General features: G+C 72.9%; 18 protein-coding genes. 10 read left to right on the top strand and 8 right to left on the bottom strand.

What is annotated here, in order from left to right; genetic code table 11:
• Positions 1-98: 98 nt before the first annotated feature.
• A complete protein-coding gene (locus MOV08_RS34785; protein WP_420834312.1) occupies positions 99-2,249 on the top strand; it encodes a prolyl oligopeptidase family serine peptidase in 2,151 nt (716 codons plus the stop codon).
• A gap of 74 nt (positions 2,250-2,323) precedes the next feature.
• Here MOV08_RS34785 and MOV08_RS34780 read toward each other — a convergent pair whose 3' ends face one another.
• Positions 2,324-2,968, bottom strand: a complete 645-nt coding sequence (locus MOV08_RS34780; protein ID WP_039638296.1) for a cysteine hydrolase family protein — start codon at positions 2,966-2,968, stop codon at positions 2,324-2,326.
• A 181-nt stretch (positions 2,969-3,149) separates the two neighbouring features.
• Between MOV08_RS34780 and MOV08_RS34775 the strand changes: the two genes are divergently transcribed.
• The 3 genes from MOV08_RS34775 (at position 3,150) to MOV08_RS34765 (ending at position 6,786) form a co-directional block, all read left to right on the top strand.
• Positions 3,150-3,668: a pyridoxamine 5'-phosphate oxidase family protein gene (locus MOV08_RS34775; protein WP_420834237.1), complete on the top strand. Its 519-nt coding sequence runs from the start codon at positions 3,150-3,152 to the stop codon at positions 3,666-3,668.
• 204 nt (positions 3,669-3,872) lie between these two features.
• Positions 3,873-5,381, top strand: a complete 1,509-nt coding sequence (locus MOV08_RS34770) for an acyl-CoA synthetase (protein WP_275310237.1) — start codon at positions 3,873-3,875, stop codon at positions 5,379-5,381.
• A complete protein-coding gene (locus MOV08_RS34765; protein ID WP_275310236.1) occupies positions 5,374-6,786 on the top strand; it encodes a carboxyl transferase domain-containing protein in 1,413 nt (470 codons plus the stop codon). Before MOV08_RS34770 ends, MOV08_RS34765 begins: the two co-directional genes overlap by 8 nt.
• Before the next feature lie 670 nt (positions 6,787-7,456).
• Here MOV08_RS34765 and MOV08_RS34760 read toward each other — a convergent pair.
• Positions 7,457-8,419 carry a LysR family transcriptional regulator gene (locus MOV08_RS34760; protein WP_275310235.1) on the bottom strand — a complete coding sequence of 321 codons (963 nt, stop codon included), beginning with the start codon at positions 8,417-8,419 and terminating at the stop codon, positions 7,457-7,459.
• A gap of 75 nt (positions 8,420-8,494) precedes the next feature.
• Here MOV08_RS34760 and MOV08_RS34755 point away from each other — a divergent pair, with 75 nt between their 5' ends.
• Positions 8,495-9,499 (top strand): DMT family transporter, encoded by a 1,005-nt coding sequence (locus tag MOV08_RS34755; protein ID WP_275310234.1) that lies wholly within the window; start codon positions 8,495-8,497, stop codon positions 9,497-9,499.
• Positions 9,500-9,799: 300 nt separating this feature from the next.
• Here the strand turns inward: MOV08_RS34755 and MOV08_RS34750 are convergent, their stop codons facing one another.
• Positions 9,800-11,137 (bottom strand): aminotransferase class I/II-fold pyridoxal phosphate-dependent enzyme, encoded by a 1,338-nt coding sequence (locus MOV08_RS34750; protein WP_275310233.1) that lies wholly within the window; start codon positions 11,135-11,137, stop codon positions 9,800-9,802.
• A gap of 35 nt (positions 11,138-11,172) precedes the next feature.
• Between MOV08_RS34750 and MOV08_RS34745 the strand changes: the two genes are divergently transcribed.
• Both MOV08_RS34745 and MOV08_RS34740 read left to right on the top strand, forming a co-directional pair.
• Positions 11,173-11,841, top strand: coding sequence for a pyridoxamine 5'-phosphate oxidase family protein (locus tag MOV08_RS34745; RefSeq protein ID WP_275311995.1), 669 nt, complete (start codon positions 11,173-11,175; stop codon positions 11,839-11,841).
• Positions 11,842-11,850: 9 nt separating this feature from the next.
• Positions 11,851-12,528 (top strand): FMN-binding negative transcriptional regulator, encoded by a 678-nt coding sequence (locus tag MOV08_RS34740; RefSeq protein WP_275310232.1) that lies wholly within the window; start codon positions 11,851-11,853, stop codon positions 12,526-12,528.
• 192 nt (positions 12,529-12,720) lie between these two features.
• Here MOV08_RS34740 and MOV08_RS34735 read toward each other — a convergent pair whose 3' ends face one another.
• Positions 12,721-13,731 (bottom strand): NAD(P)/FAD-dependent oxidoreductase, encoded by a 1,011-nt coding sequence (locus MOV08_RS34735; protein ID WP_078876290.1) that lies wholly within the window; start codon positions 13,729-13,731, stop codon positions 12,721-12,723.
• A gap of 212 nt (positions 13,732-13,943) precedes the next feature.
• Here MOV08_RS34735 and MOV08_RS34730 point away from each other — a divergent pair, with 212 nt between their 5' ends.
• Positions 13,944-14,558 (top strand): helix-turn-helix domain-containing protein, encoded by a 615-nt coding sequence (locus tag MOV08_RS34730; protein WP_039638286.1) that lies wholly within the window; start codon positions 13,944-13,946, stop codon positions 14,556-14,558.
• 21 nt (positions 14,559-14,579) lie between these two features.
• Here the strand turns inward: MOV08_RS34730 and MOV08_RS34725 are convergent, their stop codons facing one another.
• Positions 14,580-15,215, bottom strand: a complete 636-nt coding sequence (locus MOV08_RS34725; protein WP_039638285.1) for a TetR/AcrR family transcriptional regulator — start codon at positions 15,213-15,215, stop codon at positions 14,580-14,582.
• A 169-nt stretch (positions 15,216-15,384) separates the two neighbouring features.
• On the opposite strand from MOV08_RS34725, the gene MOV08_RS34720 reads away from it, so the two are divergent.
• Positions 15,385-16,125 (top strand): YqeB family protein, encoded by a 741-nt coding sequence (locus MOV08_RS34720; protein ID WP_275310231.1) that lies wholly within the window; start codon positions 15,385-15,387, stop codon positions 16,123-16,125.
• A gap of 225 nt (positions 16,126-16,350) precedes the next feature.
• Here MOV08_RS34720 and MOV08_RS34715 read toward each other — a convergent pair whose 3' ends face one another.
• The 3 genes from MOV08_RS34715 to MOV08_RS34705 all read right to left on the bottom strand — a co-directional run bounded on the left by MOV08_RS34715 (position 16,351) and on the right by MOV08_RS34705 (position 19,276).
• Complete coding sequence (locus MOV08_RS34715) at positions 16,351-17,319, bottom strand: DMT family transporter (RefSeq protein ID WP_275310230.1); 969 nt, start codon at positions 17,317-17,319, stop codon at positions 16,351-16,353.
• Between the two features lie 178 nt (positions 17,320-17,497).
• Positions 17,498-18,640 (bottom strand): EamA family transporter, encoded by a 1,143-nt coding sequence (locus tag MOV08_RS34710; protein ID WP_275310229.1) that lies wholly within the window; start codon positions 18,638-18,640, stop codon positions 17,498-17,500.
• Positions 18,641-18,742: 102 nt separating this feature from the next.
• Positions 18,743-19,276 (bottom strand): Clp protease N-terminal domain-containing protein, encoded by a 534-nt coding sequence (locus tag MOV08_RS34705; protein ID WP_039638280.1) that lies wholly within the window; start codon positions 19,274-19,276, stop codon positions 18,743-18,745.
• A gap of 448 nt (positions 19,277-19,724) precedes the next feature.
• Here MOV08_RS34705 and MOV08_RS34700 point away from each other — a divergent pair, with 448 nt between their 5' ends.
• Entirely contained in the window at positions 19,725-20,153 is a 429-nt protein-coding gene (locus tag MOV08_RS34700; protein ID WP_275310228.1) for a type II toxin-antitoxin system Rv0910 family toxin, read from the top strand.
• The last annotated feature ends 22 nt before the right edge of the window (positions 20,154-20,175 follow it).

The raw sequence follows: 20,175 nt of genomic DNA, 5'->3' as shown, positions 1-20,175 counted from the left end.
GTGACACCAGTACCAGTACCGACACCGACACGGATACCGACACCAACGCCGCGCTCTTCCCGGAGCAGTTCGCCCGTACCCGACGCTTCTCTCTTGGTGTGCCCAGGCAGTTCACCGTCTCCCCCGACGGGCGGCGGGTGCTCTTCGTGCGTACCGGGTCGGGCAGCGATCCCGTTGGGCGGCTGTGGCAGCACGAGGCAGGTGAGGAGCGGCTGTTGGCCGATCCTGTCGTCCTGGTGGGCGGGGGTTCCGAAGACGTCCCCGAGGAGGAGCGACTGCGGCGCGAGCGGGCGCGCGAACGTTCCACCGGCGTGGTCGGCTACGCCACCGACGGCGCGGCGCGGCTGGCGGCGTTCGCGCTGTCCGGCGCGCTGTGGGTGGTGCCTACGGACGGCGGTGGGCCGTTCGCCGTGCCGACGGCCGGGCCGGTGGTCGATCCACGGCCGTCGCCGGACGGGCGGCACATCGCGTATGTGAGCGGGCACTCGCTGCACGTCGTCGGGCTGGACGGCGACGACCGGCAAGTGGCACGGGCGGAGGGGCCGGACATCTCCTACGGGCTCGCCGAGTATGTCGCCGAGGAGTCGATGGGCCGCTCGCGCGGCTACTGGTGGGCGCCGAACGGCCGCCGCCTCCTGGTGGCGCGGGTCGACACCGCCCCGGTGGCGCGACGGTACCTCAGCGACCCGGCGGACCCGGCCCGGCCGCCGCAGGTGATCCGCTATCCGTCGGCGGGCACCGCCAACGCCGTGGTGACTCTGCACCTGCTCACCCTGGACGGCGACCGCACGGAGGTCTCCTGGGACCGCGCGGCGTACGAGTACGTCGTCGATGCGGGCTGGGACGTGCACGGCCCGTTCGTGGCCGTGCAGAGTCGGGACCAGCGAGTGGTGCGCACCCTGGCGGTCGATCCGATGACCGGCGCCACCGAGGTGCGGCACGAGCGGACCGATCCCGCCTGGGTGGAGTTGGTGCCCGGTACCCCGGCCCGGACGGCCTCCGGCGCCCTGGTGCTCCCGGAGGACGCGGGCGGCACCCGCTGGCTGACCGTGGGCGGGCGGCGGGTCACGCCCGAGGGGCTGCAGTTGCGCGAGGTGCTGGGCGTCGAGGGCGAGCGGGTGCTGTTCGCGGCGAGCGACGACCCGACAGAGACCCATGTGTGGCGCCATGAACCCGGTGTCGGATGCCGCCGGTTGAGCCGGGACCCGGGTGTCTGGACCGGCACCGGGCGCGGCGGGACGACCGTCCTGGCGGGCCTGACGCCGCGGGGGCACGAGGTGTGCGTCATACGGGACGAGGCCGAACCGGCCGCACCTGCACCCTCCCAGCAGCCCGCACAGCAGCCGTCGCAGGAGCCGTCGCCGCAGCCGTCGCAGCGGCGCTCCGCGCAGCCTGCAGCACCGTCTTCCCCGCGCGCCTCCGTCGCCCTCGCCTCGCTCGCCGAGAAGCCGGTGGTCACGCCGCGGCCGCTCCACCTCACCCTCGGGGAACGGGAGTTGCGTGCGGTCCTGTACTTCCCGTCCTGGCACCGGCCGGGCACCGGGAAGCTGCCGGTCCTGCTCGACCCGTACGGCGGGCCGGGGATCCAGCTCGCCGTACGGGCGCGGGGGTGGACCAGTTGCGTGTCCCAGTGGTTCGCCGAGCAGGGTTTCGCGGTTCTGGTGGTGGACGGACGGGGCACTCCGGGACGGGGGCCGATCTGGGAGAAGGCGGTGCACGGCGACCAGTTGGGTCCGGCGCTGGAGGACCAGGTGGACGCGGTGCGTGCCGCCGGGGAACGCTTCGTCGACCTGGATCTCGGGAGGGTGGCGATCCGGGGCTGGTCGTTCGGCGGGTTCCTGGCCGCCGCGGCCGTCCTGCACCGCCCCGACGTCTTCCACGCGGCGGTCGCCGGCGCCCCGCCCACCGATCAGCGGATGTACGACACCCACTGGAAGGAGCGGTTCCTGGGCCACCCCGACACGCACCCGGAGAACTACGCGCGTTCCTCGCTGGCCGGCGACGGCCATCTGTTGCGCCGCCCGCTGATGCTCGTCCACGGGTTGGCGGACGACAACGTCGCCGTCGCGCACACCCTGCGCTTCTCGGCCGAACTGCTGGCGGCGGGCCGCCCGCACACCGTGCTGCCGCTGCCGGGGGCCACCCACCTGCCCGCCGACGACGCGGTCAACGCCAATCTGCTGCGCGTCCAACGCGACTTCCTCAAGGACGCTCTGCCCGCCCCCGGGAAGGCCGCCACCGGGACGTGACGCCCGGGGTGCGTCGGGGCGTCGGGCGGCAGTCGCGCCGGGGCGGTGCTCCACCGGGGGCGGTGGGCGCCGGGTCAGCGGGCGCGCTTCGGGCGCTGCCAGTTGGTGAGGACGGCCTCGGTGGTCGTCACGGTGGCCACCAGGGCGAGGGTGTTGCGGACCATCGCGGGGGTGTAGTCGGCGGGCACCCCCGCGATGGCATCGGCCGGGACGACCGCCGTGTAGCCGAGGTTGACCGCGTCGAACACGGCATTCGGGATCGCCACGTTGGCCGAAACCCCGGTGACGACGAGCGTGCGGCAGCCGAAGTTGCGCAGCAGCGCGTCCACATCGGTGCCGGCGAGCGGGGAGAGTCCGTGCAGCCTGCGCACCACCAGGTCGTCCTCCGACACCGGTATGGGGTCGGCGACGCGCACCGCGGTGGACCCGATGACCTGCCGCACCGGCAGCCGCTCGGCCGCCCTGAAGAGCCGGGCGTTGTGGTTGGCGCCGCGGCCGTCGGGACGCCGTTCGGCGATCGCGTGCAGCACCTGGACACCGGCGCCGTGGGCGGCCGCCACCAGCCGGGCGATGCGCACCAACGCCCCTGAGGTGCGGGCGGCTTCGGCCAGTTCGGGCAGGGCGCTGTCGGGGCCGACCACGCCGCGCTGGCACTCGACGGTGAGCAGCACCGTCGTGGCCGGGTCCAGCTGCTCGGCGAGCCGGGTGTCCGAAGGCATCGGCAATCCCCTCTGCGTGTTCCGTCTGCGTTCCCCCTGCGGGCGTCGCGCCGGTGTCCTCCCATACGGGCGGGTGCCGGCGCGGCGGGCCGGGAGGCGCGAGCGTATCGACCATTGCGTCCGGCAGGAAGAGCCTCCATGATTTCTGACACTCCATCAGAATCAGCGAGGGGCGGCGAGGATGACCGAAACACCGCGCGCGCAGCACACACCCCGCACGGACGGCACACCCCGGCCGACCGCGACCCAGCGTCGGGGCCGCCGGATCATGATGACCCCGGCCGAACTCGACGCCTTTCTGGCGTCCCAGCGGACCTGCCGGGTCGCCACGGTCGGCGGATACGGCACGCCGCACCTGGGCGCACTGTGGTTCGTCTGGGACGGGACGGCGCTCTGGCTGTACTCGATCACCCGCAGCAAGCGGTGGGCGCAGCTGCGCAAGGACCCGCGGATCGCGGTGCTCGTGGACGACGGGCACGACTACGGCGAGCTGCGCGGCGTCGAACTGACCGGCCTCGCGGAGTTCGTCGGCGAGGCGCCGCGCACCGGAGAACCCTGCCCGGAACTGATCACTCCGGAAAGCCTGTTCACACGGAAGTACTTCGGGCTCGCGGAGATGCCGCACGACGGCCGGCACGCCTGGCTGCGACTGGCGCCCGAGTCGGTGGTGTCCTGGGACTTCCGCAAAATCCCGGGCTGACCGCTGCCCGTCGCACCGCGACCGGAGGCAAGCCGGCCACCACCGCACGAGCCGAGTTATCCACAGGCCGGCGGCCCGTCGATCACAATCTCCGCGGTCTCTGCGAGAGTGGATCCGTCAGCCCGTTCCGCGCGGCGGCGCGTGCGGGATGGGGACAGCTCCGGCCCACCCGGCCGGGCAGCCGACGAGATCGAAGGAGACCCGGTGAACGTGCTCTTCCCCGCACTGCGCGACGGCTCGCCCGCCCCCGCGCTGCGCTTCGGCGACCGCGCACTCGACTACCGCCAACTGGCCTCGGTGGTCGGCCCGCTCGCCGAGCGGATCGGCTCGCTGGCCCCAGGCGGCGGTCCGGCCCGGATCGCGGTCTGGGCGACGCCGACGCTGGAGACCTCCGTAGGGGTCATCGCCGCGCTGCTCGCCGGCGTGGCCGCGGTGCCGGTGAACCCCAAGATCGGCGAGCGCGAGCTGACGCACATCGTGACGGACAGCGCCCCCGCCCTCGTCGTGGCCGAGCCGGGCACCGTCCTCCCCGGCCCGCTGGCCGCCCTCCCCCGTCTCGACGTGGAGATCACCGAGCCCGCCGCAGAGCCGGCGCCCCACCCACTCCCCCTGGAGCCGGGCGACGAGTCCCCGGCCCTGATCGTCTACACCTCCGGCACGACCGGCCCGCCCAAGGGCGTCGTCCTCCCCCGTCGGGCCCTCGCCCACACCCTCGACGCGCTGGCGGACACCTGGCAGTGGACGGCCGACGACGTGCTGGTGCACGGCCTGCCGCTGTTCCACGTCCACGGCCTGATCCTGGGCATCCTGGGCCCGCTGCGCCGCGGCGGCAGCGTCCACCACCTGGGCCGCTTCAGCACCGAAGGTGTCGCCCGGGAGCTGTCGGCGGAGGGCACGATGCTCTTCGGCGTACCGACGATGTACCACCGGCTCGCCCTGGAGGCCGGCGAGAATCCGGCCCTCGCCAAGGCACTGGGCCGCGCCCGACTGCTGGTCTCCGGCTCCGCCGCACTGCCCCTCACCGACCACGAACGACTCACCGCGGCCACCGGCCGCCGGGTGATCGAGCGCTACGGCATGACCGAGACGCTGATGAACACCAGCGTGCGCGCGGACGGCCCCGATGCCACCGGCACGGTCGGCGTCCCCCTCCCCGGTGTCTACGTCCGCCTCGTCGACGACGCCGGGCAGGCCATCGAGACCAGCGACGGCGAGACGGTCGGCGAGATCCAGGTGCGGGGCCCCAACCTCTTCTCCGAGTACCTCAACCGCCCCGACGCCACCGCCGCGGCCTTCGACGGCGGTTGGTTCCGCACCGGCGACATGGCCGTGCGGGACGCCTCCGGGAATTACCGCATCGTCGGCCGCAAGGCCACCGACCTCATCAAGAGCGGCGGCTACAAGATCGGCGCCGGCGAGATCGAGAACGCGCTGCTGGCCCACCCCGGCGTCGCCGAGGCCGCGGTCACCGGCGAGCCCGACGAGGACCTCGGAGAGCGGATCGTCGCCTGGATCGTGCCCGCGACCTCCCCCGATCCCGACTCGCTCCCCTCCGCCCAGGAACTGGCCGACCACGTCGCCCAGCAGCTGGCCCCCCACAAGCGCCCCCGCGTCGTGCACTTCCTCGAAGCCCTGCCGCGCAACGACATGGGCAAGATCCTCAAGCGCGACCTCCGGGCCGCCACACCCACGGCGGGCACCGGCAATGCATGAGCAACCGCCGCACGACGCGGTCCCGCCGCCCAGCCTGCGCCTGACGGCCCGTCAAGCCATCGCCGCCGTCACCGACTCCTACACCGAACTCACCCCGCCCCTCCCCACCGTCCCCGCGACACCCGCTCCCCCCGACGGCCCCCTCAACTGGCACGGTTACGACGCCTCCCGGGAGCGCGCCCGCGCCCGGACCGGCGAGGACGAGTCGGTGCTCACCGCCCTCGCCTCGATCGGCGGCACCGACGCCGTGGTGCTCGCCTTCGAGTTCGGCTTCCTCGGCGGATCCCTCGGCGAACGCACCGGCGACCGACTGGAAGCCGCCTACGCCGTGGCGCGCGAGCGGCGTCTGCCCCTGGTGTCGCTGATCGCGACGGGCGGCAGCCGGATGCAGGAAGGGATGCGGGCCCTGTCACAACTCCAGCGCGTGGCCCGCCAGTCGGCACTGAACCGCGCCGCGGGACTTCCACAGATCGCGGTGCTCCGCGACCCGACCACCGGAGGCGGCTGGGCCACGCTGGGCGCCGGTGCCGATGTGATCCTCGCCCTCCCCAAGGCCCAGGTCGGCTTCGCCGGCTCGCGGGTACGGCCACCGGACGCCGATCCCCATGCCTACTCCGCCGAGGGCCAGCTCGCCGCCGGCCAGGTCGACGCCGTGGTCCCCGCCGACGCCCTCCGCGCCACACTCCGACGCTGGCTCCACCTGCTCGCCGACACACAAGGCCCATCGGCCGAAGCGCCCTCCCCGGCCCCCGTCCCCGCCGCGCTGGGCACCACTGCTCTCCCCACCACCGGCTGGGACGCGGTGGGCCGGGCCCGCGACACCCGACGCCCCCGCGCCGAGGCTTATCTACGGGCGTACTTCGACAGCTGGGAGGAGATCAGCGGCGACCGGTGCGGCGGACGCGACCCCGGCATGCGCTGCGGATTCGGCCACCGCGACGGCCGCACCATCGCCTTCGCCGCCCAGTGCGGCACCGCCACCCGCCCGGCCGGTTTCCGCACCGCGACCCGACTGATACGACTCGCGGACCGACTCGGCATCCCCGTCCTCACCCTCGTGGACACCCCAGGCGCCGCCAACGACGCGGACGCCGAACGCGCGGGGGCCGGCGCAGCCATCGCCGACACCTTCGCCGCGCTCGCCTCCGCCCGCGTCCCGGTCACCTCACTCCTCATCGGCGAAGGCGGATCCGGCGGCGCACTCGCCCTGGCCGCCCCGAACCGCCTGTGGGCCACCCCCGACAGCTACTTCTCCGTCATCGCCCCCGAACTGGCCGCCGCCATCCTCAAACGCGCCCCCGCCGAAGCCCAACACACCGCCGACCAACTCCACATCCGCCCACAGGACTTGCTCGACCTCGGCATCATCCAGTCCATCGCCACCTCGGAGCCCGGACCCGGGTGACACCCAGCCCCGGCTGTGAGCAAGCGGACACCCCGCGGCAAGGCCGAACCGGTACTTGCCAGGAACGCCCGCTCCCACGACCTGGGAGGCTCGCAAGCCGGGGAGACCCACAGACTTGGAGCACACCAGAGGAGGACAACTGGCTCACATCGGGGATGACTGGCCCGCACCGGAGGGGGAGGGGACTGGCCCACACCCGGGCGACCGGCTCGCGTCGGGACGAGTGGCTCACCCTGACGGTGACTGGCTCGCGTCCGAAGCTGGCTCACGCCGGCGAGAGTGACTGGCTCACCCACGGGACAGCCGGACACGGCCTGATGTAGCCGAACGCAATTCAAACTGACCCGTCTCGATCCGGGAACGAGCACGGCCGGGCACGACACGGCCGGGCGCGGCCGGGGTGGCGACGTACGGCCCGGCGTGCCCGCGCACGCCAGGCACCCCCAACTGCCCTTCAGGGAACTGACGTCTACCTGGGGCACGGACAGGGGAATCCCTCATGGAATTACGCATGGGGGACGAGCAATCCCGCGACGACGGTGGAGGGGTGGGTGGGGAGGGCGGGGGGGGGAGGGCGGGGGGGAGGGCGGGGGGGGAGGGGGGAGGGAGGAGGGGGAGAGCGCAAGCAGCACTCACACACCACAGCCACCGCTCACCCCACCCCACCCCCTCAGCCCTCTCCCCCAACTCCAGCCCCACCCCCCGAACGGCCCCCCTCCCCATCCATCCCGACCTCCACGCACTCCCCGGCCCTCTGGAGCGCTGCCACGGCCGCCCGGATCGAGGGTCTGCGATCGGCGTCCGCACGCCAGATGGCATAGACGTGCCGCCGCATGGGATGGCGTACAGGCACCACACTCACGCCGTCCGGCACCGGCCCGCGCCCCAGCCGTGGCGCCACCGCGACACCCAACCCGGCCGCGATCAGAGCGAGCTGAGTGTGATGCTCCTCGGCCAGGTGCGCGATACGCGGCTCCACCCCCTTGCTGCGCAGCGTGAAGATCAGCCAGTCATGGCAGAACCCCGCCTGCGGCCAGGAGATCCACTCGTCGCCGGTGAACTCCTCCAACTCCACGAACTTCCGCCCGGCCAGTGGATGGTCCGACGGCATCGCCACATCCGAGGGGTCGTCGAGCAGCGGCGCCTTCGCCAGCCCCTCGGGCAGCGACAGCGGCCGGTTGTACCAGTCGAGTACGACGGCCAGATCGACGTCACCGCGGACCACACCGCGCACCGAGTCGTCCGGCTCCATCTCCCGTAGCCGCGGGCGGAGTTGTGGATGTTCGGCGCGCAACGCGGCCAGCGCGGACGGGAAGAGTCCGCGCGCCGCGGTCGGGAATGCGCTCATCCGCAGCTCGCCCACGGGCTGACCGCGATGCGCCTCCAGCTCGGCCTGCGCCAGCTCCACCTGGGAGAGGATGCGCGCCGCATGGTCAGCGAGCAGCCGACCGGCGTCGGTCAGTCGGATTCCCCGCCCGTTCTTCGCCAGTAGCTGCTGTCCGGTCTCGCGTTCCAGCTTGGCGATCTGTTGGGACACCGCCGAGGTCGTCACATGCAGTCCTTCGGCTGCCGCGCTGACCGAACCGTGCCGGGCGATGGCGGACAGCGTCCGCAGTCGATCAAGGTTCAACATATAAGTAATGCTAAGCGATACCTGCCATTAATTCTCGCTTGTGCTACGAATTTGAATCCCTGCATCGTAGACACCATGAGCACCACCGACGCGCCCTCTGCACGCGCCACCTCCGCCGACGTCCCGGCCCCCGGATCCGCACCGGCACCTGTCGCGACCTCGACCGCCTCGCGCTCCGCCCAGGACGCGCCCGCGCCGCGCCGTACCTTCGCCTGGCAGATCCGTTTCGCCTTCCTCTGCCTGGTCTGGGGATTCAGCTTCCTCTTCATGAAACTGGGCACCGAGGGTTTCGCACCGTTGCAGGTCTCGCTGGGCCGGGTGGCGTTCGGCGCACTGGTGCTGTTGGCGTTCCTCGTGATCAAGCGCGAACGACTCCCCCGCTCGGCGCGGACCTGGGGCCACCTCGCGGTCGCCGCGCTCCTCCTCAACGCGCTGCCGTTCTCGCTCTTCGCCTACTCCGAGCTGACGATCCCCTCGACACTGGCGAGCATCTGCAATGCCACCTCGCCGCTGTGGGGCATGGCACTGTCGGTCGTGGCGCTCTCGGAGGACCGCCCCACGCGACGCCGGGTCGCGGGGCTCGGCATCGGATTCCTGGGGGTGCTCACCGTCCTCGGTGCCTGGCAGGGCTTCTCCGGCACCGACCTAACGGGCACCGCCATGGCCCTGGGCGCCTCGCTCAGCTACCCGATCGGCTGGATCTACGTCCGCCGCACCCTCGCACGGGACGAGCACTCGCACCTGGCCAAGTCCAGTGCCCAGCTGCTGCTCGCCACCCTCCAACTGGCCGTGGTCACTGCGCTGTTCACCTCGATGCCGACCGCGTTCCCGGCCGTCCCGCTCCTCGCCGTCTTCGCCCTCGGCGCGCTGGGTACCGGCGTCGCGTTCCTTCTCCAGTACGGCCTGGTCGCGGAGGTCGGACCCACCACCGCCCAGATGGTCACCTACTTCACCCCCGTCATCGCCACCGCGTCCGGTGTGGCCCTCCTCAACGAGCACCTCGCCTGGAACACTCCCGTGGGCGCCGTCATCGTCCTGGCCGGCGCCGCCCTCACCCAAAGCAAGCCCCGCACCTCGTAGCCGTCCGCAGCCCCCCCGCCGCAAGACTCAAGCCGAAGTCGAAGTCGAAGCCGGAGTCGAAGCGAAGCCACAACGCCCGGCCGAAATCCGGCAGGCACGACTCCGCCCCGGCCCCCGAACCTCTCGGGGGCCAACCGCTCCCCTACGGGCACGAGGCTCCACCCCTCCCAGCGAGCAGCCCGCTTCCTACGCCCAGCACCCCCACCGGGCCTCTCACCCCTCCCGTCTTCCCCTCCCCTCGGTGCCTCCCCTCCCCCCACCCACCCCACACCCCCCTATCCGCACCCCTCACCGACCCCTTCACTCATACCTCCGCGCCTCCCCCACCCCCGCCCCCATTGCCTCGGCTATCGCGTCGGCCAGGGGGGCGACGTCGTCGACGGCGAGGCCGGAGACGGTGATCCGGATGCCTTGCGGGGATTGCATGCGGAAGCGGGCACCGGGGGCGACCGCCCAACCGGAGTGCAGGAGTCGGGCCACCACACCCGTCTCGTCGGGGACCGGTACCCAGACGTTCATCCCGCTGCGTCCCCGCGCCGGGACTCCGCGCTCCTCCAGGGCGCGTATCAGCGCCTCCCGTCGTGCGCCGTACGCACCGGCGACCGCCTGGGGGTCGATCGCGAACGTGCGCCACAGGTGCACCACCGCGTGCTGGATCAGATGGCTGACCCAGCCGGGGCCGAGGCGCTGGCGTCCGCGGACCCGGTCGATGGTGATCGGGTCGCCGGTCAGTGCCGCGAGGCGCAGGTCGGGGCCGTACGCCTTGGCCGTCGAGCGGACCAGCACCCAGTGGTCGGTGACGCCGGAGAGCGGGTGCAGCGGGAGATCGACGATGCCATGGCCGTGATCGTCCTCGATGAGGAGCACTCCGCGGTGTCCGGCCAGCAGGGTGCGGAGTTCGACGGCGCGGGGGCCGCTGATGGCGGCGCCCGTGGGGTTCTGTGCCCGGTCGGTGACGATGACCGCGCGGACCCCGCCGTCGAGTGCCGCTGCCATCCGCTCGGGGATCGGGCCCTCGTCGTCCACCCCGACGGGCACGGGGCGCAGGCCGAGGGCGGGGATGAGGTCCAGCAGGCTGCCCCAGCCGGGGTCTTCGATCGCCACGGCGTCTCCGGGGCGCAGGTGCGCCGCGAGGACGCGTTCGATGGCGTCGAGGGATCCGCTGGCGACGGCGATGGGGCTCTCGGGCACTCCCTCGCGGGTGAACGCCGCCCGGGCGAGTGCTTCGAGGTCGTCGTCGACGGCGGGCATGCCGTAGAGGACGGGACGTCGTGTGTTGCGCGCGGCGGCTTCGGCCAGGGCTTCCTCCAGCGGAGGGAGCAGGGTCGGGTCGGGGTTGCCGTCGGCGACGTTCCGGACGCCGGGCGGGGCCACCACGCGCAGCGCCTCGCGGGAGGTGCTGGCGGGTCTGGGGCGGACGCGACTGCCTCGCCGGCCCGCGGTTTCGATCACTCCCCGGTCGCGCAGCGTGCGGTACGCGGACGCGACCGTATTGGGATTCACCTCCAGATAGACAGCCAACTCCCTTAGTGGGGGCAGCACTTCGCCTGGTTGGAGCTCGCCGGCACCGATGGCTCGCTCGACGCTTGCGGCAATCTCCGATGCGCGCCGCCCTTCGATCCGATACTCTCCTAGCACAAAGTTGATTATGTACTAGTGCAATGGAGTTCGCAATGGCCGAGGGAAAGTCTTTCGCCGCGACGGATCGCACCCTCCCCACCCGCGCCCGGGAGCGGGCCAGGTACGACGAGGAGACGGTGCACGCGATCCTCGACGAGGGCTACGTCTGCCATCTCGGCTTCGTGCGCGACGGCGCACCGGTCGTCCTGCCGACGCTCTACGGCCGGGTCGGCAACCGTCTCTATGTGCACGGTTCGACGGGTTCCCGCCCGCTGCGGATGGCCGGCGGGCAGAGCGCCGACCCCGGCCTCGCGGTCTGCCTCACGGTGACCCACGTCGACGGACTGGTCCTCGCCAAGTCCGCGTTCCACCACTCCATGAACTACCGCAGCGTCGTGGTCCACGGCACCGCCCACCAGGTCACCGACCAGGAGGAGAAGAAGGCCGCGCTGGACGCCCTCGTCGATCACGTCCTGCCCGGCCGCGCCGCGGACTCCCGGCCCGCCAACGCCAAGGAGCTGGCCGCCACCGCCGTGCTCCGCCTCGATCTGCGCGAGGTCTCCGCGAAGATCCGCACCGGCGGCCCCAACGACGATCCCGAGGACCTGGCCCTCCCCTACTGGAGCGGCGTCCTCCCCGTCTCCCCCTCCTACGGCGCCCCGATACCGGCCGACGACCTCGCCCCCGGCATCCCCGCCCCGGACTACTTCTCCGCCCGCTGAGGAGCACCTATGCTCATCCATCCCTGGGACGCCCCCGGCGACGACGCCGAATGGCAGGAGTGGCTGGCCGCCCATGACTTCGGACAGCTCGCGGTCAACGGCACCGCCGGCGAGCCGCCGTGGGTGCAGCCGCTGCACTTCGCCTACGACCCGGCGCGCCGCGAGGCCGTCACCCACCTCGCCCGCCCCAACCCCATCTGGTCCGCGCTGCTGGACAGCCCGACGGTCCTGCTGAGCGTGGTGGACGACTACACCTTCATCCCCGGCCCGTGGCAGGCCGGCGAGGACCAACCGCCCGAGCACGGCGTCCCCACCAGCTTCTACGCGGCGGTCCAGCTCCGCTGCACCGCGCACGTGGTGGACGATCCGGAGGCCAAGGCCGCGTTGCTGCAACGCCAGCTGGCCCATTTCCAGCCGGACGGCGGCTCGGCGCCGGTCGCCGCCGAAGCGGCCCCGTACGGTCGGCAGTTGCCCGGAATCCGCGGGCTGCGCCTCGAAGTGCTCGATGTGCGGGCCAAGTTCAAGTACGGCGGCAAGCGGAGCGAGGCGGTCCAGCACCGTATCTCGGCACGCCTCGCCGAGCGGGACGGTCCCGGCGATGCCGCGGCGCGCCGTCACCAGCAGCGTCGCCTCACGGCCGCCGGCGGCTCCGCGCCGACCGCGAGCCGCTCGCACGGGACAAGGTAGCGAGGCGGGAGAGGCAGGAAGGGTAGGAGAGGTGGGAGTCGACGCACGCCCGACGCGCGTCCAGCACACGATGCCCCACACACGGCACACGGCACACGGCACACGGCACACGGCACACGGCACACGGCACACCGGATGAACGACGAACGGGGGGCGTTCATCCGGTGGGCCGCCGCGCTCCGGCCGCGGGGGTCAGCGGTGCGCCCCGACCGTCGCCCGGCGTTCCGCCACGGCCCGCTCGACGTCCTCCTCCACCAGGTCGAGGTTGAGGGCGAAGGCGGCGGCCGCCCCCATGCCGGCGGCCGTCACGACCTGCGCGCGCGGATCGGCCACGTTCCCCGCGGCCCACACGCCGGGCACGCTGGTCCGTCCCGAGGTGTCGGTGCGCACCCAGCCGTCCTCGTTCCGTGCGCAGCCCAGCGCGGTGAGCAGGGTGTCGTGCGGCACCATCCGCGGGAAGACGAAGACGGCGGCGCGCGGCACGACGTGCCCCTCGGCCAGTTCGACCCCGCGCAGGCGGTCGTCGTCGACCACCAGCCGCTTGACCGTCCCCTCGGCGATCCGCACGCCGCGCGCCGCCAACCGTTCCCGTTCCTCGTCGCTCGGGTCCAGCCGGTGCGGGAAGAGGACGACGTCGTCCGACCACTGCCGCAGCAGGAGCGCCTGGTGCACGGAGCCGGGGTGGCTGCCGAGTACGCCGAGCGGCCGGTCGCGGACTTCGTAGCCGTGGCAGTAGGGGCAGTGCAGCAGGTCCCGGCCCCAGCGTTCCCGGAGGCCGGGGAGGTCGGGGAGTTCGTCGCGCAGGCCGGTGGCGACCAGGACGCGGCGGGCGCGGAGTTCGGGGCCGCCGGCGAGCCGCACGCCGAGGTCGGGGGTGATCTCCGTTGCCCGGCCGTTGATCAATTCGGCTCCGTAGGCGGCCAGTTCGGTGCGGCCGACCTCCAGCAGGGCCGCCGGTGGCATGCCGTCCCTGGAGAGGAAGCCGTGCATCCGGTCGGCCGGTGCGTTGCGGGGTGCCCCGCCGTCGATCACTGCCACACGTCGGCGGGCCCGGGCCAGGACCAGGGCGGCGTTCAGTCCGGCCGCGCCGGCCCCGACGACCACGACGTCCCATTCCGCGTCGCGGGCCGGACCGTGCGTGTGGTGCGCGGCCCCGGCACCGTGTGCGGCGCTCTCCGCCCCGCCGCCGGGGCTCCGCGCCATCCCGGCGTCCATCTCGGCCTCCGCCTCCGCGTTCGCCTCGCCCTTCCCCGCGGCATCCCTCTCGATGTTCGCCTCGCTGTTCGTCTCGACGCTCGACCCGACGCTCGATCCGACGTTCGTCTCGCCCATTGCGATCACCTCCGTCCGCAGGCTGCGCCAGGTGTCGCATTCTCAGCAATGTTTGTTGCCGAATCCGGGAATGGCACGGTGCAATGGACGGTGTGGAACACTCATCTGCCATTTCCCAGGCCCTCGCCGAGGTCGGTCCGCGCCTGAAGCGGTTGCGGACCGAGCGCGGCGTCACGTTGTCCGCGCTGGCCGAGTCCACCGGGATCTCCAAGAGCACCCTGTCCCGGTTGGAGTCCGGTCAGCGCCGGCCGAGTTTGGAGCTGCTGCTCCCCATCGCGCAGGCGCACCAGGTCCCCTTGGACGAGCTGGTCGGGGCGCCGGAGGTCGGGGATCCGCGGGTGCGGCTCAAACCGCGGCACATGCACGGCGCCACGGTGTTGCCGCTGACCCGTCATCCGGGTCCGCTGCAGACGTTCAAGATGGTCATTCCGGCCACGCGCAGTACGCCGGACCCCTGTACCCACGAGGGGTACGAGTGGCTGTATGTGCTGGCGGGGCAGTTGCGGCTGGTGTTGGCCGACCACGATCTGGTCATGGGGGCGGGCGAGGCGGCGGAGTTCGACACCCGGCTGCCGCACTGGTTCGGGAGTACGGGGGACGGCCCGGTGGAGGTCCTCAGTCTCTTCGGGCGTCAGGGCGAGCGCATGCATGTGCGCGCCAAGCCCCGCTCGCGCGCCGAGGGCGACGACGCCCGCTGAGCGCGGCGGCGCACCCGCCCGTCATGCCTCGGGTGTGTTCTCGCGGTGCGGTGGCGCCTGGAGGAAGCGCTGGAGGATCAGGTGCAGCACGGGCAGTTGTTCGGCGGGCTTGAACGCCGGGTCGGCGGCCGCGCTGCTGTAGAGCGAGGCGATCAGGGCCTGGACCCAGGTCGCGGCGTCGTGCGGATCGAGCGCGGGGTCGATCTGGCCGGCAGCCGCCGCTCTGGTGAGCAGGGTGGTGAGGGCCGTGTGTTCCAGGGCGTTGTCCCGGCCGAGCAGGGCGTCGAGTTCGGGGTCGCGGTGCACCTGGACGACGGCTTCCATGACCAGCGGCGGGGCGGCCGGGTCCATGGCGTCGGCGGTGAGGAGGTCCACGACCTCCAGCAGCGCCTCCCAGGGGTCGTCGCCGGCCTGTGCCCGGGCGAGCCGCTCGGCCTTGCTCTCCCCCGTGTCCCCGGCGTCGTCCTCGAAGAGGGCGTGGAAGATCGCGCGCTTGTTGGGGAAGTAGTGGAAGAGGTTGCCGGAGCTCATGCCGGCGGCCTTGCAGATCTCGGCCGTGGTGGTGCGTTCGAAGCCCTTGGCCGCGAAGAGTTGGGCGGCGGTGTGCACGATGTGGCGGCGTCGGGCGCGGTGCTTCGCCGGGTCGATCTTCCTCATGGCGCTCTCGCCTTTCTGCCCGTGGCCCTGCGTCGGTTGATCCGCCTGGCCGCTCCGGCGTTGTCGCCGGGACGGGCTCCGGCCGCTCCGTGACCAATAATAGACCGCCTACTCGGTTTATTATTGCCGGCGACGCGCACGACCCGCATCGCCCAGGGGGATCAGACACATGGACACCCACAAGCCGCAGCCCACTTCCGGCCCCGCCGCGCCGGGATCGGAACCCGGTGGGCCGACCGGTCCCACCGTCCTGGCCGACTCGACCGCGATGGTGGTCGCCGTCTGCGTGGTGTTCGCGGCGCTCGGCGCCGGCGTCGGCTGGCTGGTGCGGCTGCTCGCGAAGTGGCTGGTGACGCTGGAGCACGCGCCCTGGCAGGGCCCGGCCAGGCTGCTGACGTCGATCCCGGAACCCTGGCTGACGATCGGCGTCCTGGCGCTGGGGGCGGTGCTGGGGCTGGCGGTCGCGCTGTTCGGGCAGCACGACGAGTTGGCCGTGCGCGTCGCCGACGACGAGGTGGTGCTCACCCGGCGGGCGAAGCCCCGCGCGTTCCCGCGCGCGGCGGTCCGGCTGGCGTTCCGGGACGGCAAGGAACTGGTCCTCCTCGGCCAGGACACCGCCGAACTCGCGCGGGAGGGCTGCACGTTGAGCGTCCAGCGCCTCGCCGGGGCTTTCCGTGAGCACGGCTACGACTGGGCGGACGGCGATCCGCACGAGGACGAGTTCCGGCGCTGGGTCCCGGACGCCCCGGGGCTGCCGATCGGCGCGAACGCCCTGTTCACGGCGCGCGAGCGGGCCCTCGGCAAGTCGGGGACGGCCGAGGACGCCCGGGAGTTGCGGGACGAGCTGGCCCGACTGGGTGTCGTCGTCCGGGACAGGGACAAGCGGCAGTTCTGGCGGCTGGTCCCCTAGGGCCTGTCGTCAAACTCCCGTCGTTCGCCCGGAGGGCGGGCCTCGCGGCGTCTGGTGCGTGCGATCTCAAGGCGGAGGGTCATCCCGGTACCGGGCGTACCGGGATGAGCCCGACAACGCAGCATGGGGGTCCCCCCGCGCCCTTAAGGCGTGGGGGAGTGCGTGCCAGGCGCCGCGAGGCAGGCGGGAGTTCGACGACAGGCCCTAGGACCAGCCGCCGAGCGGCTATCGGAGTTCGCCGCGGTCCCGGCCGCGGGCCTCCGTCACCGCCAGTGCCGCGACGGCCGTGAGCAGGACGGCGGTGCCGGCCGCCGTCGCCGTGGTGAGTCGTTCGCCGAGGAACAGCACCGCGATGGCCGCCGCCGAGACCGGTTCGATCAGGGAGATCACGGAAGCGGTCGCGGCCCGTACGACGGCCAGTCCGGCGAAGTAGAGGCCGTAGGCGAGGGCCGTGGGGATGGCGGCGATGTACCCGAGCAGGAGCAGGCTGCGGCCCAGGTCGTGGGCGTACGGCCACAGTCCCTCGGCCGCGGCGAGGGGCAGCAGGCACAGGGCGCCGACCGCGAACGCGCTGATGGTCGAGGCGTAGGGGTCGCTGCCGCCGCCCCGCCCGAAGCGGCGGGTGGTGAGGGTCATCACGGCGCAGGCGGCGGCGGAGAGGACGGCGTAGCCGACGCCGGCCGGGCGGACGGTGGCGGCACCGTCGCCGCCGAGGACGAGGATCAGCAGGCCGGTCAGTGCCCCGCCGACGGCCAGGATGCCGCCGGCGCCGAGCCGTTCGCCCATGGTGAGGCGGGCCCCGATGGCGATGAGGACGGGGCCTGCGCCCATGGTGATGACGGTGCCGACAGCCAGGCCGGTGGCTTCGACGGACGCGAAGTAGGCGGCCTGGAAGACGGCGAGGGCGATGCCGGTGACCGCGACCCGTGCGGCGCGGCGGCGCAGCGGCTCGGCCGGCAACGGGGTGGTGGTGTCGGTCGTGCTGCCGGTGCGGTGCCGCCGTGCCGCCCGTACGGCGAGCAGGAGCAGCAGGCCGCCGAAGGTGCGCCAGAAGGTGAGGGCGAGGGGGCCGAGTCCGCTGCCGTGGTAGAGGAGGGCGGCGGCCGCGCCGGCGGTGCCCCAGGCGGTCGCGGCGAAGGAGACGTAGGCCAGTCCCCGGCCCACGGGCAGGGCGGGGTGGGGTGTGCTGTGCATGGGAGCTGTACTCCGGGAAATCCAGGACGGCGCTGGGCGCCGTGGCATGGTCGCGTGGTCCCGTGTGCGGGCAGCGTCAACCGGCTCGGGACTCCGCCCGGGCCGGGATTTCCTCGGAGGCCGCCGCCCGCCTTACGCGGCGGGAGGGGGCAGCACAGTCGAATGCATGATCGCCAGCCTATGTCGTGGGTGAACCGGCCGACAACTCGTCGCCGGAGGGCTCCGTGGCGCCGTCCCGCGCGGTCCGGGACCCGTGGACGTCGACTGCGGGCGCTCCCCCGCCGGCGACGGTGACGGTGCCGGCCTCTCCCGGTTCGGTCCGCGGTTTGGCGGACTGGGCGATGAAGGCGCCGATCAGGACCACCGCGCCGCCGGTGAGCTGGGGTGCGGAGAGGTGTTCGCCGAGCAGTACCCAGGCGAGCACGGTGGCGATCACCGCTTCCAGGCAGGCGACGACGCCGGCGACCTGCGGGGAGAGCCGCCGGATCGACACCACTCCGGTGAGATAGGCGGCCACCGTGGCGACCAGCACGATCCAGGCGAGGAGCAGCGCCGCGGGGACCTCGATGCCGTTCATGTCGGCGGTGCCGCCCAGTACCGACCAGTGCAGGTTCCAGGGCCGGGCGACGACGGTGAGGACGAGCGCGCCGATCAGCAGGCCGTAGGCGATGACGCCGAGCGGGTCCGGCACCGCGTCGCCCTCGCCGTCGCCGCCGTGGTCGGAGAGGACGAAGTAGCCGACCTGGCAGCAGGCCGCGCCGAGCGCGAGGAGCAGACCGAGGGCGTCGAAGCTGAGGCCGGACCACACCTCGACGACGCAGGCCAGTCCGCCGACGGCGAGGACGACGCCGACGGCCGCGGCGCGGCTGACGGGGCGTTTCTGGACGAAGCGCACCCAGCCCAGGACGAGGGCGGGGGCGAGGTATTCGATGAGCAGCGCGACGCCGACGGGGATGCGGGAGAGCGCGGCGAAGTAGCACGCCTGGACGCCGGCGACGGCCAGCAGTCCGAAGCCGGCGAGCAGTGCGGGCCGGCGGCGGGGCAGGTCGCGGTGGCGCCAGGCGACGGGGAGCATCACCAGCGCGGCGCCGGTGACACGGAGCCAGGTGACGTGCAGCGGTTCGAGGCCGGCGGCTATCAGGGGTTTGGCCGCCACTCCCGAGCCGCCGAAGGCGAGCGCGGAGAGCAGGGCGATGCCGAGTCCGGCGCCACGTCCGGCGCGCGGGCCGGGCGCGGCCGACCGTGGGGTCCCCGTGGACCCTGAAGTTCCGTGGCCCGGGCCGGTGGTGTGGCCTGCCGGGCTCCCCGATGAGGCGTGCATCGGGTCATCATGACAGTCGAGGTCAGCAGCGTCACCCCCTGAAACTCCTGTCTCATCAGGCGATACGCGGGGGCCGCGGGGGCGGCGTGCGCGATGTCCTGGTCAGTCCGGTACGGGCTGTTGGTCGCCGTCGAGGCGGGCGGCGAGCCGGGCGGTGTCGACGGCGGCCCGGCGCAGGACCTCAACCGCCCGGGACTCGGGGTCGTCGACCAGTGCGGCAAGGAGGTCGAGGCAGCCGGCGCGGGTGGCGTAGCGGGCGTGGGCGCGATCGAGGGCGCCGTCCATGGCGGCGGCCGCGGCGGGCGACCAACCGGGGACGCCGCCTTCGGTGACCATCGGGACGGCACCGGAGTCCTCGACGGTGCCGTGCCACTGGAGGCCGTAGCCGATGCTGCGTTGGACGAGGTAACCGAGGAGCCGGGCGACCTGCTGGCCGCCGTCGAAGACCTCGCGGACCGCGGGGTCCCATTCCAGGAGTCCGTGGAGCAGGTGTGCGGTGTCGACCTGGTGGTCGCCGTCGCGGGTGGCGCGCCTGCGGGCAGCGGACACCACCGACGCGAGCTCCACGGTGAGCTGACTGTCGGGGTCCTCCTGGGCGGAGCGGTCGCCGCCACTGTACGCAGTACGGTTTTGCACAGCCCCACCCCACCAGTCCTGAAAGGCCGGAGCATCCCCGGCGGGAAGCATTTGCGCATCCCACCTTGGTTGGGGAAGCCGACACACGATCTCATCCTCACGGAGGATATGCGGAGAGAACGTGGAGGTCGGGCATCTCGTCGCAAACGTGCGCACTCTCGTTCGCCCGCCCCATATCACCAGGTCACGGACGACAACCGAGCACCGCCGGCCGCGTGCCACGGCGCGACTGTCGACACCCGGGCCGGCGGCCAGGACCTGTCGGGTGGATCCGACGCGCGGGCCGCGCCGACACCCGTTGACCGCCTTCCGCCCTGCCCGGCACGACCTCGCCCCACACGGAACTGACAATCCATCAGTAAAGCCCGGCAGTTGCTATTGAACCCTCGCCCCCGTACCGCTACGTTCCGCGCACCAGCCAGGACGCCGTCACCGAAGGGGTGCACGCATGGCCGATGTCACCGCCCAGGTCCGGATCGAGGCACCGGCCGAGAAGGTCTGGGACCGGCTCACCGACTTCGACTCCTACGGACAGTGGAACGCCACTCACACCAACTTCCCGCACGGCGGCCCCCAGCCCCTCCAGGCGGGCGCGACCTACGACGAGAACATGAAGCTGATGGGCTTCCCCGCGGAGGTGAGCTGGACCGTGCAGGAGCTGGAGCCGGGCCGCCTGCTCGCCGTCAAGGGCAAGGGCCCGATGGGCGTCAACCTCGGCATGCGCTATCAGCTGACGCCCGACGGCGAGGCGACCACGGTCCGGATCGACGGATCCTTCACCGGCGCCGCGGTCTCACTGATGGCAGCCAAGCTGAAGGACTCGGCGAGCGCCGCACTGAACGAGTCGCTGCGCAAGCTCGCCGGCCTGGTCGCCTGAGCCGCCGCCGGGGCGGCCGCGC

This window comes from Streptomyces yunnanensis, from assembly GCF_029011865.1.
Taxonomy (GTDB): domain Bacteria; phylum Actinomycetota; class Actinomycetes; order Streptomycetales; family Streptomycetaceae; genus Streptomyces; species Streptomyces yunnanensis.
Note: the sequence above shows the minus strand (reverse complement) of the source record. Positions and strands in the feature narration are given on the sequence as shown.

Coding starts and splice junctions, on each gene's coding strand:
- MOV08_RS34780 (WP_039638296.1), bottom strand. CDS start 2,968: ATGCCTTCGGACACCCGGCTCGCCGAGCAGCTGGACCCGGCCACGACG.
- MOV08_RS34775 (WP_420834237.1), top strand. CDS start 3,150: ATGACCGAAACACCGCGCGCGCAGCACACACCCCGCACGGACGGCACA.
- MOV08_RS34765 (WP_275310236.1), top strand. CDS start 5,374: ATGCATGAGCAACCGCCGCACGACGCGGTCCCGCCGCCCAGCCTGCGC.
- MOV08_RS34760 (WP_275310235.1), bottom strand. CDS start 8,419: ATGTTGAACCTTGATCGACTGCGGACGCTGTCCGCCATCGCCCGGCAC.
- MOV08_RS34755 (WP_275310234.1), top strand. CDS start 8,495: ATGAGCACCACCGACGCGCCCTCTGCACGCGCCACCTCCGCCGACGTC.
- MOV08_RS34745 (WP_275311995.1), top strand. CDS start 11,173: ATGGCCGAGGGAAAGTCTTTCGCCGCGACGGATCGCACCCTCCCCACC.
- MOV08_RS34740 (WP_275310232.1), top strand. CDS start 11,851: ATGCTCATCCATCCCTGGGACGCCCCCGGCGACGACGCCGAATGGCAG.
- MOV08_RS34735 (WP_078876290.1), bottom strand. CDS start 13,731: ATGGCGCGGAGCCCCGGCGGCGGGGCGGAGAGCGCCGCACACGGTGCC.
- MOV08_RS34730 (WP_039638286.1), top strand. CDS start 13,944: ATGGACGGTGTGGAACACTCATCTGCCATTTCCCAGGCCCTCGCCGAG.
- MOV08_RS34725 (WP_039638285.1), bottom strand. CDS start 15,215: ATGAGGAAGATCGACCCGGCGAAGCACCGCGCCCGACGCCGCCACATC.
- MOV08_RS34720 (WP_275310231.1), top strand. CDS start 15,385: ATGGACACCCACAAGCCGCAGCCCACTTCCGGCCCCGCCGCGCCGGGA.
- MOV08_RS34715 (WP_275310230.1), bottom strand. CDS start 17,319: ATGCACAGCACACCCCACCCCGCCCTGCCCGTGGGCCGGGGACTGGCC.
- MOV08_RS34710 (WP_275310229.1), bottom strand. CDS start 18,640: ATGCACGCCTCATCGGGGAGCCCGGCAGGCCACACCACCGGCCCGGGC.
- MOV08_RS34700 (WP_275310228.1), top strand. CDS start 19,725: ATGGCCGATGTCACCGCCCAGGTCCGGATCGAGGCACCGGCCGAGAAG.